This window comes from Gordonia sp. i37 (genome assembly GCF_002043085.1).
In the GTDB taxonomy this organism is placed as follows: domain Bacteria; phylum Actinomycetota; class Actinomycetes; order Mycobacteriales; family Mycobacteriaceae; genus Gordonia; species Gordonia polyisoprenivorans.
Map to the genome: position 1 here is coordinate 1 of NZ_MVPX01000396.1, position 14,146 is coordinate 14,146.

The 14,146-nt window shown below is 67.1% G+C and carries 11 protein-coding genes and 1 pseudogene; 10 read left to right on the forward strand and 2 right to left on the reverse strand.

Features of this window, described 5'->3' with window-relative positions; all coding sequences use genetic code 11:
• A pseudogene (locus B1964_RS19465) lies at positions 1 to 183 on the reverse strand (D-2-hydroxyacid dehydrogenase); the annotation flags it as partial.
• A gap of 128 nt (positions 184 to 311) precedes the next feature.
• Here B1964_RS19465 and B1964_RS19470 point away from each other — a divergent pair.
• From B1964_RS19470 to B1964_RS19515, 10 genes are all read left to right on the forward strand, one after another.
• A complete protein-coding gene (locus tag B1964_RS19470) occupies positions 312 to 917 on the forward strand; it encodes a DJ-1/PfpI family protein (RefSeq protein WP_079930939.1) in 606 nt (201 codons plus the stop codon).
• Entirely contained in the window at positions 914 to 1,378 is a 465-nt protein-coding gene (locus B1964_RS19475) for a helix-turn-helix domain-containing protein (RefSeq protein WP_079930940.1), read from the forward strand. The genes B1964_RS19470 and B1964_RS19475 overlap by 4 nt, the downstream gene beginning before the upstream one ends.
• Positions 1,379 to 1,490: 112 nt before the next feature.
• Positions 1,491 to 2,063, forward strand: a complete 573-nt coding sequence (locus tag B1964_RS19480; RefSeq protein ID WP_020169944.1) for a GtrA family protein — start codon at positions 1,491 to 1,493, stop codon at positions 2,061 to 2,063.
• Between the two features lie 105 nt (positions 2,064 to 2,168).
• On the forward strand, positions 2,169 to 2,987 hold the full coding sequence (locus tag B1964_RS19485; protein WP_079930941.1) for an LLM class F420-dependent oxidoreductase: 819 nt from the start codon (positions 2,169 to 2,171) through the stop codon (positions 2,985 to 2,987).
• Between the two features lie 75 nt (positions 2,988 to 3,062).
• Positions 3,063 to 4,355 (forward strand): aspartate aminotransferase family protein, encoded by a 1,293-nt coding sequence (locus tag B1964_RS19490; protein ID WP_079930942.1) that lies wholly within the window; start codon positions 3,063 to 3,065, stop codon positions 4,353 to 4,355.
• A gap of 7 nt (positions 4,356 to 4,362) precedes the next feature.
• A complete protein-coding gene (locus B1964_RS19495; protein WP_079930943.1) occupies positions 4,363 to 7,350 on the forward strand; it encodes an FAD-binding and (Fe-S)-binding domain-containing protein in 2,988 nt (995 codons plus the stop codon).
• Positions 7,347 to 8,840, forward strand: coding sequence for an NAD-dependent succinate-semialdehyde dehydrogenase (locus B1964_RS19500; protein ID WP_079930944.1), 1,494 nt, complete (start codon positions 7,347 to 7,349; stop codon positions 8,838 to 8,840). The genes B1964_RS19495 and B1964_RS19500 overlap by 4 nt, the downstream gene beginning before the upstream one ends.
• Before the next feature lie 51 nt (positions 8,841 to 8,891).
• Positions 8,892 to 10,085 carry a M24 family metallopeptidase gene (locus B1964_RS19505; protein ID WP_006371851.1) on the forward strand — a complete coding sequence of 398 codons (1,194 nt, stop codon included), beginning with the start codon at positions 8,892 to 8,894 and terminating at the stop codon, positions 10,083 to 10,085.
• A gap of 9 nt (positions 10,086 to 10,094) precedes the next feature.
• Positions 10,095 to 11,342 carry a PLP-dependent aminotransferase family protein gene (locus B1964_RS19510; protein ID WP_079930945.1) on the forward strand — a complete coding sequence of 416 codons (1,248 nt, stop codon included), beginning with the start codon at positions 10,095 to 10,097 and terminating at the stop codon, positions 11,340 to 11,342.
• Positions 11,339 to 12,532: a M20 family metallopeptidase gene (locus tag B1964_RS19515; protein ID WP_079930946.1), complete on the forward strand. Its 1,194-nt coding sequence runs from the start codon at positions 11,339 to 11,341 to the stop codon at positions 12,530 to 12,532. The genes B1964_RS19510 and B1964_RS19515 overlap by 4 nt, the downstream gene beginning before the upstream one ends.
• Positions 12,533 to 12,730: 198 nt before the next feature.
• On the opposite strand, the gene B1964_RS19520 is transcribed toward B1964_RS19515, so the two are convergent.
• Positions 12,731 to 14,122, reverse strand: coding sequence for an MFS transporter (locus B1964_RS19520; protein ID WP_079930947.1), 1,392 nt, complete (start codon positions 14,120 to 14,122; stop codon positions 12,731 to 12,733).
• Positions 14,123 to 14,146 lie beyond the last annotated feature (24 nt).

Consider the following 14,146-nt stretch of genomic DNA (forward strand, 5'->3'; position numbering starts at 1 on the left):
GCGCGAGAAGAAGTCCCACACCACCAGCACATCGGCGCCCGGCAGCGCCGAGCCGAGTTCGTCGGCGGTCGTGTGCCGGATGTCGGCAATGGCCTCGAGCGCCGCGAGATCGGTCGGCGGCGGAACGTCGGGCGAGCCCAGTAGGGCGAGAACGGGACGGACCTCGGTGTCTCCGGTTGCCATGGCTCCAACGTAGCGGCGAGCACCGCTGTGATGACAGGCTGTTGTCATATTGACACGATGCTGTCATAGTGAGCGTGGGCCGGGGGAGCCGGACCTCATCGACCGGACCTCATCGACAGGGAGCAGCCATGCAGACCGTCCACCTCGCCGTGTACGACACCCTCGCCGACTGGGAGTACGGCTATCTCGCCGCCGGCGTCAACAACCCCGAATTCCAGCGCACGCCGGGCGAATTCCGGATCGAGACCGTGGGCGCGGCCGCCGATCCGATCACCACGCTCGGCGGTGTCACGATCACTCCAGACATCACACTCGACGATGTCGATCCGGCCGCGAGCGCGATGCTCGTACTTCCGGGCGCACAGACATGGGACAGCGGGAACGACGAATTCATCGACGCCGCCCGACGGTTTCTCGGTGCCGGGATTCCGGTCGCCGCAATCTGTGGTGCCACAGTCGGACTCGCGAGGGGCGGACTACTCGACGACCGCGCGCACACCAGCAATGCACCGCAACAGCTCGCGGCCACCGGTTACTGCGGAGCCGACCGGTACCTCGACGTAGCGGCCGTCACCGACCGCGAGGTCATCACAGCAGGCGCGGTGGCGCCCATCGAGTTCGCACGAGAGGTGTTCGCCCGCTTGGGTGTTTACGACGACGCCGTGCTCGACGCGTGGTATCGGCTCTATGCGCATCACGATCCGGCCGGATTCCTCGCCCTGGGACAGCAGTGACCGATCATCCGACGTCTCAGGAACTACTGAGCCGAAGTGCGCTCGCCGCATTCCGGCTCAATGGCCAGTTCCTTGCTCTCGCCGAACAACTCGCCCGGCCGGCCGGGCTCACCGCAACACGGTGGCAGGTCCTCGGGGCGGTACTGCCGGGCCCGTTGACCGTCTCCGACATCGCCCGCGCCATGGGTATCACGCGCCAGAGCGTGCAGCGCACCGCCGACCTCCTGGCCGCAGAGGGGCTCGTCGAATATCGCACGAATCCGGCACATGCGCGGGCAAAGCTGGTGGCCCCCACCGGCGCCGGGCTCGCTGCGATCAACGACATCAACCCTCAGCATCGCGCCGCGGCCGCCCGCATCGCCGCGCGCCTCGGATCCGATCAATGGCACGCCGCACTTGCCGCACTCGAATTGCTCAGCGCATCACTTACCGAGATCGATAATGACCCCGGCGAAATGTGAGTTCGACACAACCTGCACTATCCATCGCCGCGGGGTACCAGCAACTTCCGCATCCCATGTGTCCCAGATCACAATTCAAGGTTCGGGAATTCGGTGGCGTATATTGCCCTAGGTGATCGCGACGCTGGACGACAGATATGCAACCCATGTGAGAAATCTCGGGCAATTCGCCCGTTTCGGCATCGTGGGCGCATCCGGGGTCGTCGTCAACATGCTCGTCGCGGTCCTGATGAACAAGGCGCATGGCGGTACCGCCAACGCGTTCAATGTGATCTGGCATATTCCGGGTTCGGCCTACAACGTGCGTTTCACCGTGCTGGTGTGGATCGTCGGGTTCCTCGTGGCCAACTTCGTCAACTTCCAGCTCAATCGGTCGTGGACCTTCAAGAGTTCCCGGCATGCGACGTGGTGGTCGGAATTCTGGCCGTTCCTCGCGGTGGGCAGTGTCGCCGCGATCGTCGGACTGTTCCTGAAGGTGGGCTTCACCAACCCCACCTCACCGCTCTACCTCTCGTCGTCGTTCTTCCACGAGGCCGCCGGGTTGCACTCCCGCGAGTACTGGGCGCAGATCATCACGATCGTCATCACGATGCCGATCAACTTCATCGTCAACAAGCTCTGGACGTTCCGGGCCGTGCGCTCGCCGGCGGAGCCTGCTCCCGTCGACGCCGGCACCCCTGTCTGAGCATCACCCGTCTGTACGACCCGGCTGGACAACCCTGTCTGGGCAACCCGGTCTGGGCAACCCGGTCTGGGCACCACCATCGGCCAAGGGCCCTAGGCTGGTCCCATGACACAGCCGGCGCGCATTGCCGTTCAGGTCAAGCCCCAGCACGCCTCGTTCGCCGATCTGCGTCGTGCCGCGGCGCTGGTCGAGGAACTCGGCGCCGACATGCTGCTCACGTGGGATCACTTCTTTCCGTTGTCCGGTGATCCCGACGGCCGCCATTTCGAGGCCTGGACCACCCTGTCGGCCTGGGCCGAATCGACCAACCGCGTCGAGTTGGGCGTTCTGGTCTCGTCCGTGGGTTACCGGAACCCGAACCTGTTGGCCGACATGGCACGCACCGTCGACCACATCAGTGCGCGTGACGGTACGGGCCGGTTGATCCTCGGCATCGGCGCCGGCTGGTTCGAGCGCGACTACACCTCCTACGGATTCGAATTCGGCACGGTGGCACAACGTTTGCGGACCCTCGACGACGATCTGCCGGTGATCCGGGAACGCTGGGGCCGGCTGAATCCGGTGCCCACGCGCAGAATCCCGATCCTCATCGGCGGTGGCGGCGAGAAGGTGACGCTGCGGATCGCCGCACAGCACGCCGACATCTGGCACGGCTTCGGTGACGCCGAGACCATTGCCCACAAGCACCGGGTGCTCGACGACTGGTGCGCCCGGATCGGGCGCGATCCCGGCGAGATCGTGCGCTCGGCCGGGGTGAGCCCGAAGCCGGGACGCTTTCCCGAGGATCTCGACGACTACCCGGCGTCGGCGGAGAAGTTGTACGCCGTCGGTACGCGGATCTTCACCGTCGGACTCGAGGCCCCGACCTGGGATCCCGGACCCATCCGCGATCTGGTCGCCTGGCGCGACGCGCGCAACGCCTGACGTCACCACCGGCCACACCTCTGACACCGCTGTCCAATTGTTGACAATCCGACGATTGGCCGTCACCGTGGTCCCATGACCGCCGTCGAACACCTCACCCAGACCGCGACCCTGTCCCCCATCCTCAAACAGGCCACACCGGTGATCGTCGATCACGCGCAGGGCTCGTGGGTGTACGGGACCGACGGTCAGTCCTACCTCGACTTCACCACCGGCATCGGGGTCACCAGCACCGGCCACTGCCACCCGCGGGTGGTCGCCGCCGCTCAGGAGCAGTGCGCCAAGGTCATTCACGCCCAGTACACGACGGTCATGCATCCGCCGTTGCTCGAGCTGACGGCGAAACTCGGCGGGGTCCTCCCGCTCGGCCTCGACTCGGTGTTCTACGCGAACTCCGGATCGGAGGCCGTCGAGGCCGCGATCCGCCTGGCCCGGATGGCCACCGCGCGACCCAATATCGTTGTCTTCCAAGGAGGTTTTCACGGGCGCACCGTCGCCGCAGCCAGCCTCACCACCGCGGGCACCCGGTTCTCGGCGGGCTTCTCCCCACTGATGGGCGGGGTGCACATGGCCCCGTTCCCCTACGCCTACCGCTACGGCTGGGACACCGAGACCGCCGTCGATTTCGCCCTCACCGAACTCGACTACCTGCTCACCTCACGCGTGGCACCCGACGACACCGCCGCCTTCCTCATCGAACCCGTCCTCGGCGACGGCGGCTATCTTCCCACTCCCCCAAGGTTTCTCGCCGGATTACGCGAGTGCGCCGATCGCCACGGCATCCTAATGATCCTCGACGAGGTCCAGGCCGGCTTCGGTCGCACCGGACGGTTCTGGGGCCACCAGCATGCCCCGATCAGCCCCGACATCCTGATCACCGCCAAGGGACTCGCCTCCGGTTTCCCGATCTCGGCGATCGCCGCACCCACCGAGCTGATGACCAAGGCCTGGCCGGGCTCGCAGGGCGGCACCTACGGTGGCAACGCTGTGGCCGCGGCAGCCGCGATCGCCACCCTCGACGTGATCGCCGAGGAAAACCTCGTCGACAACGCCGCCATCCGCGGGGAACAACTCCTCGCCGGTATCCGCGAGGTGACCACCGGACTCGACGCCGTCGGCGACGTTCGCGGACTCGGGCTGATGATCGGCATCGAATTCGTCACCCGCGTCGGTGACCGCTGTTTGCCTGACGCCGCTACCGCACTTGCGGTTCAGCGCGCCTCGACGGCTCACGGGTTGCTGACCCTGACCTGCGGCCCGGCCGGCAACGTCGTGCGCCTGATCCCTGCACTCGTCGTCACCGCCGACGAGATCGCGCTCGGCATCGAACGCTTCGGCGCTGCGGTGCATTCGGTTCTCGGCGCATGATCAGCTCATGACGAGTGTGTCGCAACAAGCACTGGGCCCGGATCTCGATACCGACGACGCGGCCGGCGCGCTCCTCGACGACCTGACCGCCCACGATCTGCTCGTCGACGCCTCGACCCGCCGGCGCGCGGAATACTCCTACGACGCCTCCAACTATCGGGTACCTCCGCTGGCGGTGGTGTTCTCCCGCAATGCTGACGAGGTCGCACTCACCGCACGGCTGTGCCACCGCCACGGGGTGCCGATCATCGCCCGTGGCGGCGGAACCTCCATGGCGGGCAACGCGATCGGCGCCGGCATCGTCATCGACCTGTCCCGACACATGCGAACCGTCGGCGTCGTCGACGCCGGCGCACGCACGGTCACCGCCGATGCCGGGGTCATTCTCACCGAACTCGCCGCGGAGGTGCGCACCCGCACCGACGGTCGGCTGACCTTCGCCCCCGACCCGTCGTCGGCGTCACGCGCCACCCTGGGCGGTGCTATCGGCAACGACGCCTGCGGCAATCATTCGGTTCGCCACGGACGCACCAGCGATCATGTCGAGGCACTGCATCTGGTGACCTCCGACGGTCTACGCCTCACCGCCACCCGCACCGGGGTGCATGCCACCGAGCCCGACGACACCGAAGCCACCTCCCGCGCAACCGAACTCACCGAGGTGCTGCGCGATCTCGTCGGCCACAACCTCGCGATCCTGCGCACCGACCTCGACACCATTCCCCGCCAGGTGTCGGGGTATCACCTGTCACACCTGTTGCCGGAGCACGGTTTCGACGTCGCGCGGGCGCTCGTCGGCAGCGAGGGCGGTTGCGCGATCGTCACTTCGGCCGTCGTTCGTCTGGTGCCCGTGCCGACCTCACAGCTGCTGCTCTGTGTCGGCTATCGCTCCGTCGCCGACGCCGCACGCGACGTGCCGGCCATCCTGCCGTTCGAGCCCTCGGCGATCGAGGGAATCGACCGCAAGATCGTCTCCACCATGGCTGCTCGACGCGGACCGGAGACGGTCGCCGGACTTCCCGACGGTGACGCGTGGCTGTTCATCGATCTCGACGACACCAGCGCGGCAGCACAATCGGCGGTCGACGTACCGGCCACCATCGATCGCCTGCTCGCCGAGTTGCGTGCCACCGGCCGCATGGTGGACGCGACCGTCGTCTCCGACCCCGCGGTGCGGTCATCGCTGTGGCGGGTCCGTGAGGACGGCGCGGGCCTCTCGGCCCGCCTGATCACCGAGGACCACGCCCACGAGTCGTGGCCCGGATGGGAGGATGCCACCGTCGCACCCGATCGTCTTGCCGACTACCTCGTCGACTTCGAGCGACTTCTCGACGAGCATGGCCTCACCGGCGTCATGTACGGCCACTTCGGCGCCGGGTGTATGCACGTGCGCATCACCTTCGATCTACGCACCACCGACGGCCGTGCGGTCATGCGCCGATTCTGTACGGATGCAGCGCATCTGGTGGTGTCGCACGGCGGATCGCTGTCGGGTGAGCACGGTGACGGGCGAGCACGTTCGGAGTTGTTGCCGATCATGTATTCACCAGAGATGTTGCGCGCCTTCGACGATTTCAAGCGAGTCTGGGATCCGTCCGGGCTCCTCAACCCGACGGCCGTCGTCGAACCTGCACCGATCACCGCCAGTTTGGCTCTCGCCGAAGTACCGAATCGGGTGTGGATCGATGCCGGTGCACTCACCCAACGGGACTCGACCCCGACGGGATCGCTGGATTCGTTCATTCATTCCGTGCAGGGCTGCATCGGGGTGGGCCGGTGCCGTACGTCGTCCGGCGGGGTCATGTGCCCGAGTTATCGGGCCACCCGCGACGAGAAGGACTCCACCCGTGGTCGGGCACGCGTTCTTCAGGAGATGGTCCGCACCGCGCCGACCGTCGAATCCGGTTGGCGGTCCACCGACGTCGCCGACGCCCTGGATCTGTGCCTGTCGTGCAAGGCGTGTTCCACCGATTGCCCGACGGGCGTCGACATGGCGTCGTACAAGTCGGAGTTCCTCGACCATCACTACCGCCGACGACTCCGCCCGGCCTCGCATTACTCCCTGGGCTGGATGCCGGCGTGGCTACCGCTCGCGACCGCGGCGGCACCGCTGATCAACCGGTCGATGATGGTACCGTCGTTGCGCCGCTTGGCCGCTCGACTCGGCGGCCTCGACGCTCGCCGCGCGATGCCCGCCTTCGCCACCCGCCGCGAGGTGCGTACTCACCTCGCCCCGCTGCCCGCGGTCACCGACACCACCGACACGGTCTTGTTTGTCGATACCTTCACCCGGGCCTTCCGACCGCAGGTCGCGACCGCCACCGCACGGTTGCTCGGCGCCACCGGAGACAGCGTCGGCTGCCGCAGCGACGCGTGCTGCGGGCTCACCTGGATCTCGACCGGGCAACTGTCGCGGGCCCGAAAGACCCTCGCGCACACCGCCGAACTCCTCGACGACGGCACCGACCGGCCGATCGTGGTTCCCGAACCGAGTTGTGCCGCAGCCTTGCGCAAGGATCTTCCCGACCTCGTCGACACCGCCGCGGCTCGGCGGGTGTCCGCGCGGGTGCACAGCGTCGCCTCGATCGTCGGGCACCTCCTCGACGCCGGCTTCACCCCCACCGGTCTCCCGGCGGCGGTCACGCTGCAAACCCACTGCCACGAGTACGCGACGTTCGGCGCCCGTACCGGTGCACAGGTACTGTCCCGGCTCGGCGTGCAGGTCCGCACCGCCGACGGATGCTGCGGTGTGGCAGGCAACTTCGGGTTCGAACGCGGCCACTACGACGTCAGTGTCGCCGTTGCCGAGCACGCCCTCGCACCGGCGCTGCGCGCCGACGCCACCACGCCGGTCGTGACCGACGGATTCAGTTGCGCGATGAGCGTCGAGCACCTCGCCGCCACCGACCCACTGATCAACGCCACCGGTATCCATCTCGCCGAACTCCTCGCACCCCAGCCGACAGCGCCCGACACCCATGGAGGTTCCGCATGACCACCACCGAATCCCGCACCGTCCCGGCCCTCGCAGGCATCCACACCGACCTCTTGATCGATGGTCACTGGCAGCCTGCGGCATCGGGCCGGCGGTTCGAGGTGGAGAACCCGGCCACCGGGGAGATCCTGGCGTCTGTCGCCGACGCCGGAGCCGACGACGCGCTGGCCGCGGTGCGGGTCGCCGCCGACACGCAGGCACGGTGGGCCGCGACGAGTCCCCGCGCACGCAGCGAGATCCTTTATCGCGCTTACCAACTCATCATCGACCGCACCGACGAGTTCGCCGCGGTGATGACCGCGGAGATGGGTAAGCCGTTGGCCGAGGCGCGGGGTGAGGTCGCCTACGGCGCCGAGTTCTTCCGGTGGTTCGCCGAGGAGGCGGTGCGTATCGGCGGTGACGCCACCACCACCGGCGACGGCGGTAACCGGATCGTCGTCACCCGCCGCCCGGTCGGTCCGTGCGTCCTGATCACGCCGTGGAACTTCCCGCTGGCCATGGGAACCCGCAAGATCGGGCCGGCCGTCGCGGCCGGCTGCACGATGGTGTTCAAACCCGCCGAGCTCACCCCGTTGACGTCGCTGTTGCTCGCCGACGTGCTGCGCGAGGCCGGTCTGCCCGACGGTGTCCTCAACGTCGTCACCACCTCCGATCCCGGGGCGATCGTCGGGGCGTGGATGGCGTCGGGTCTGGCCCGCAAGGTCAGTTTCACCGGCTCGACCGAGGTCGGCAAGCTGCTCATCGCCCAGGCCGCCGAGCACGTCATGCGCACGTCGATGGAGCTGGGCGGCAACGCCCCGTTCATCGTGTGCGACGACGCCGACGTCACCCGCGCCGTCGACGCGGTGATGGTCGCGAAGATGCGCAACATGGGACAGGCGTGTACCGCCGCGAACCGGATCTTCGTACACCGCAGCGTGTTCGACGAGTTCGCCGACGCGCTCACCGACCGGATGAGCGCCCTGACCGTGGGTGACGGCGCAGTCGAGGGCACCACCGTCGGCCCGCTCGTGGAGGAGAAGGCCGTGGCCAAGGTCGAACGTCTCGTCGCCGACGCCGTCGGCCGTGGCGCCCAGGTGCGCTGCGGCGGTGCCCGCGTCGACGGCGCCGGGCACTTCTACCTGCCGACCGTGCTGACCGAGGTCGATCCCGATTCCGACCTCGTGCACACCGAGATCTTCGGTCCGGTCGCGGCCCTGATCCCCTTCGACGGCAACGGTATCGACGCAGATCAGAAGGTCCTCTCCCTCGCCAACTCCACGCCGTGGGGACTTGTCGGTTACGTTTGCAGTGAGAACGCCGACAGGCTGTCCGATCTCGCCGATGCCCTCGAGGTCGGGATGGTCGGTCTCAACACCGGGCTGGTCTCCAACCCGGCGGCACCGTTCGGCGGGATCAAACAGTCGGGCCTGGGTCGCGAAGGTGGCCGGCTGGGCATCGAGGAGTTCCTCGACGTCAAATACACCTCCAGCCCGGTCCGCCGGCACTAACACCCACCGGCCGAACCAGGAGAAGCCACGACGCCACGAAGGAGGCGATGAATGTACCTCGGCGCGCAGCTGTTCACCGACAGCGAGTACGAGCGGAGGCTGACCCGGGTGCGTGAAGCGATGGATCTGCAAGGTCTTTCGGCACTCATCGTCACCGAGCCCGCGAATCTCTTCTATCTCATCGGCTACAACGCGTGGTCGTTCTACACGCCGCAGATGCTGTTCGTGCCCATCGAGGGCGACATGGTCTTCTTCGCCCGTGAGATGGATGCCCATGGCGCACACCGCACCACGTGGCTTCCCGAGGAGCAGATCGTCGGCTACCCGGAGAGCTACGTCCACCGGCCGCACGTCCACCCGTTCGACTGGGTCGCGTGGGCACTGCGGCAACGCCACCTCATCGCCCCGGCGTCCAAGGCCGGCTCGGTCGGCCTGGAGATGGATTCGCACTATTTCACACCGAAAGCCTATCGGGCGCTGTACAACGCGATCCCGGAGTGGAAACTCGTCGACGGCTTCGAGCTGGTCAACTGGGTCCGGTCGGTCAAGTCCGACGCCGAGATCCAGCTGATGCGGCAGGCCGGGATGGTGTGCTCGGAGGCGATGCGCGCGGCGATCGACACCATCGATGTCGGTGTGCGGCAATGCGATGCGGCCGCAGTCATCTCCCAGGCGCAGATCACCGGCACCGAGGAGTTCGGTGGCGACTACCCGGCCATCGTGCCGATGATGCCGACCGGCGCGGCCGCCGACACCCCGCATCTCACCTGGAATCAGGGAACATTCGTCGAGAACGAGGCCGTCGTCATCGAATTGACCGGCGCACACAACAGATATCACTGCCCACTCGCTCGGACCGTCGCGCTGGGCAAGCCGTCCAACGATCTGGATTACGTCGCCCAGGCCACCGCCGAGGGCCTGAACAATGTGCTCGACGCGATCCGTCCAGGGGTGCCGACCCGCGAGCTCGCCTCCACCTGGAACTGGACCCTCGCGAAGTACGGCCTCGAAAAGCCGTCCCGGCTGGGCTATTCCATCGGTATCGGCTATCCACCGGATTGGGGCGAACGCACCATCAGCATCCGCACCGAGGACGAAACGATCCTGGAGACCAACATGACCTTCCACATCATCTGCGGAATGTGGATGGACAACTACGGTTTCGAGCTGTCCGAGTCGGTGCGCGTCAGCCCGACCGGCGTGGAGACCTTCACCAGTTTCCCCCGCGAACTGATCCAGAAATGAGGTGAGGACATGACCACCATCCACCCCGCCACCACGCACCCCGCCGCTGCGCACTCGACCCCCACGATCCCACTCGCCGGGCGCGCCAAGGATCTCGTCGGATCGATGATCGACTCCTCGACCTCGCTGCTGGCTGCACAGAGCCACGACATCGTGCGATTCGCGATGGGCTCCCCCGCCGACGAGGCGGTGCCCGCCGACGAGTTCCGAGAGATCGCCGGGGCGATCCTCGACAACACCTCGTTCACCTACGGCGCCACCGAGGGCGAACCACGACTGCTGCAGTTGCTCGTCGACTACCTCGCCACCACCCCGGACCCGTCGAGCCACGACAGGCTCGTCATCACCACCGGGGGCATGCAGGGCCTCGACTTGGCGTCCAAGCTGTTCGTCGATCCCGGTGACCTCGTCGTCGTCGAGTCGCCCACCTACACCAACGGCAGCGCCACGGCGCTGTCCTACGGTGCGCAACTGCTCGAGGTGCCGGTCGACGACGACGGCATGCAGGTCGACACGCTCGTCGACCTCGTCGCCCGCACCCGCCGCACGCCCAAGGCGATCTACACGATCCCGACGTTCCAGAATCCGTCGGGCGTCACGCTGTCGGAGGAGCGCCGCAGAGAGCTTCTGCGGCTGGCCCACCATTGGGGTGCGGTGATCATCGACGACGACCCGTACGGGCTCCTGCGTTTCGCCGGCGAGGACATCCCCACCTTCCAGACCCTCTCGCCCGCCGATCCGCTGGTGTTCTCGGTGCGCACCTTCTCCAAGATCCTGGCGCCGGGCTGGCGGGTCGGCTGGGTTGATGCCGACCCGTCGCTGCGGCAACTGCTGATCAACGGCAAACAGGCCATGGACACCTGCACCAACGTCCCCAATCAGCACATCGTCGCCGAATACATCTCGCGCGGCGGCCTGACCGATCACCTCGCCTCACTGCGCACCCTCTACCGGGCGCGCAAGGACGCGATGCTCGACTCCGTCGGGCGTCATCTGGGTGAACGCGTCACCACCACCAACCCCGACGGCGGCTTCTTCCTGTGGCTGACCTTGCAGGGCGAGTTCGCCGAGATCGACACCCGCGAACTGTTCGAGGTGGCCTTGGCCGACGGCGTCGCCTTCATTCCCGGCCCGGCTTTGTCCCCGGGTGGACGCTTCCGCAATGCGTTGCGTTTATGCTTCGCCTCGAGCACTCCCGAGCGAATCGAGGAGGGCATCCGACGCCTGACCGGCAGTCTTGAGAAGATGGCCGGGTGAACGGTGCACCCGGACCCCTGCCGACCGACGCCCTGCCCATCGACGCCGACGAGATCACCGATCTGACGGTCGCGTTGGTGCAGGCGCCCAGCGAGAACCCCGGCGGCACCGAGGCACAGGCCGTCGCCGTCCTTGAAAAGGCGTGCCAGAACGCCGGGTTCGTGGTCAGCACGCATGAGGTCGCACCCGGCCGGCCGAATCTCGTCGCCACCCTGCCCGGCGGCAACGGCCCGGGTCTGATGTTTCTCGGGCACTCCGACGTCGTGCCCGCGGGCCCCGGCTGGACCGGCGACCCCTACCTTGCGCGCGTCGCCGACGGATCGATCATCGGCCGCGGCGCCACCGACATGAAGGGCGGGCTCGCCGCGATCGTGACCGCCATGTCGGCGCTGGCGTCCTCCGGCGTCGAACTCACCGGCCCGGTACAACTGGTGTGCACCGTCGACGAGGAGGAACACGGCAGCGGCGTGCGTGATCTCGTCACCGATCATCCCGGCAAGTTCCTCGGGTGCGTGGTCGCCGAGCCGACCGATCTCACCGTCGTCCGCGGATGCCGCGGCGCGTCCTACATCGAGATCGACGTGACCGGTCGCGCCGCGCACTCCGGACGCCCCGACGACGGCCGCAGCGCCATCTACGCCGCCGCCGCTATCGTCGACCTCATTCGCGCCGACCACGAGGCGATGACCGCCCGTGCCGACGGCCTACTCGGTTCTGGGACATGGAATGTCGGCACCATCTCCGGCGGGCAGGGTATCTCCGTCGTCGCCCCGATGGCCGCGCTCGGCATCGACCGCAGGCTGATGCCCGACGAGACCGCCGACGGCGTCGCCGACGCACTACGCACCCGAATCACCCAGGCGGGCATCGATTCCGACGGCATCGGCGTCGACGTGCGGGTCACCATGGAGATGCCGGGCTTCGAGACACCCGCCGATCACCGCCTCGTCGCCACGGCTGTCGGCGCACTCGAGAGCCTCGGCGTCGCCACCTCCGTGGGCGGATGGAGCGCCGCCTGCGACGGCGGCTTCGTCAGCCGCGACCTCGGCATCCCGGCCGTCGTCTGCGGTCCTGGCGACATCAACACCCAGGCCCACCAGCCCGACGAGACCGTCCGGATCGCCGACGTGGTCACGGCTGCAAGGGCATACACCCAGATGGCCCTGACCCTCCTCGCTCCGCGCCCCTGAACGCCCCATTTCCGGTGGTCAAGGTTGGTCGAGGTTGCCCCCCGGGCCCAGGGCCCCGATAAGTCGAGGTTGGTCCCGGGTCCCGGGTCCCGGTGGTCGAGGTGCGACGAGCGATAGCGAGGAGCCTCGAGACCCATTGCACCGCTGCTGGTTTCCCATTGGTGCACCACCCGCGTTCACCACATCACACCGCGACCGTCAGCTCCGCACGCTCGCGTTTTCGTCGGCGACCGCGAAATCCTCGGTCCGCTCCGGGATCTCGGTGCCGCGGATCGAGCAGCCCGCGGTCTCCTTGAGGAACACCATCGCGATCATGCCGATGGCACACGCCCCCATCATGTAGATGGCCGGGAACAGCAGCCAGCCGGTGTCGCCGACGACGGCGTCGTTGACCAGCGGAGCGGTACCACCGAAGGCTGCGGTGGCGACGTTGTAGGAGATGGCGAACCCCGCGTAGCGCACCTGGGTCGGGAACATCGCCGGGAAGGTCGCCGAGATCGTGGCGAGCTGCGGGATGTAGAGCAATCCGAGAACGACGAATCCGATGATGGCCCAGGCGAATCCCTGACCCATCAGCCAGTACAGCGGTAGCGCGAGAACGAAGAGGCCGATCAGCGAGCCCCACCACATCGGTTTTCGGCCTGTTCGATCCGACCACGCACCGAAGAACGGGATCGCGAGCATCATCGCGAGCTGACCGATGAGCACGACGGTCGAGCCCGACGACTCCGACAACCCGATCGTGCTCTTGAGGTAGGTCGGTTGGTAGGCGAGCAGGGTGTAGTTGACGACGTTCAACGCAATCACCATGCCGAACATGGTCAGGATCGGCTGCCAGTAGTTCGAGAGGAGATCCTTGAACCTGGTCCACGCCGTGCCCTTGATCTCGTTGTCCTGCTCGAGTTCCTGGAAGACCGGGGTGTCCTCCATCTGCGAGCGCAGGTACAGACCGATGAGACCCATCGGCAGCGCGATCAGGAACGGAATGCGCCAGCCCCACGTCTGCATCTGATCGTCACTGAGTAGCAGTTCGAGTAGCAGCACGATCGCGGTGCCGGCCGAGAAGCCGGCAAGGGTGCCGAATTCGAGGAACGAGCCGAATCGGCCGCGTTTACGATCGGGGGCGTACTCGGCCATGAACGTTGCGGCACCGCCGTATTCGCCGCCCGTGGAGAACCCTTGGATCACGCGCAGTGTGATGAGCAGAACTGGCGCCCAGATCCCCGCCACCGCATGCGTGGGCAGCACACCGATCAGTGCCGTTGCCCCCGAGATGAGCAGGATCGTCATCGCCAGCACGGACTTTCGTCCGATCCGGTCGCCGATCGGTCCCCAGATCATGCCGCCGAGCGGACGCAACACGAACGAGATCGCGAAGCCGAGCATGGTGCCGATCGTGCCGAGATGACCGGGGAAGAACGCGTGGGTGAGATAGGTGGTGGTCGCGGCGTAGACGCCGTAGTCGTACCACTCGGTGGCGTTGCCGATTGCCGATGCGGCGATCGCTTTGCGCAGTAGCGCTTTCCCTTCGCGCGATTCCGGATCGGGCGCGAGATCCTCATATGTTGCCGAGGAGTTTGCCGTAGCCATCTGTGCCTTCCTGGTGGAGTCGGG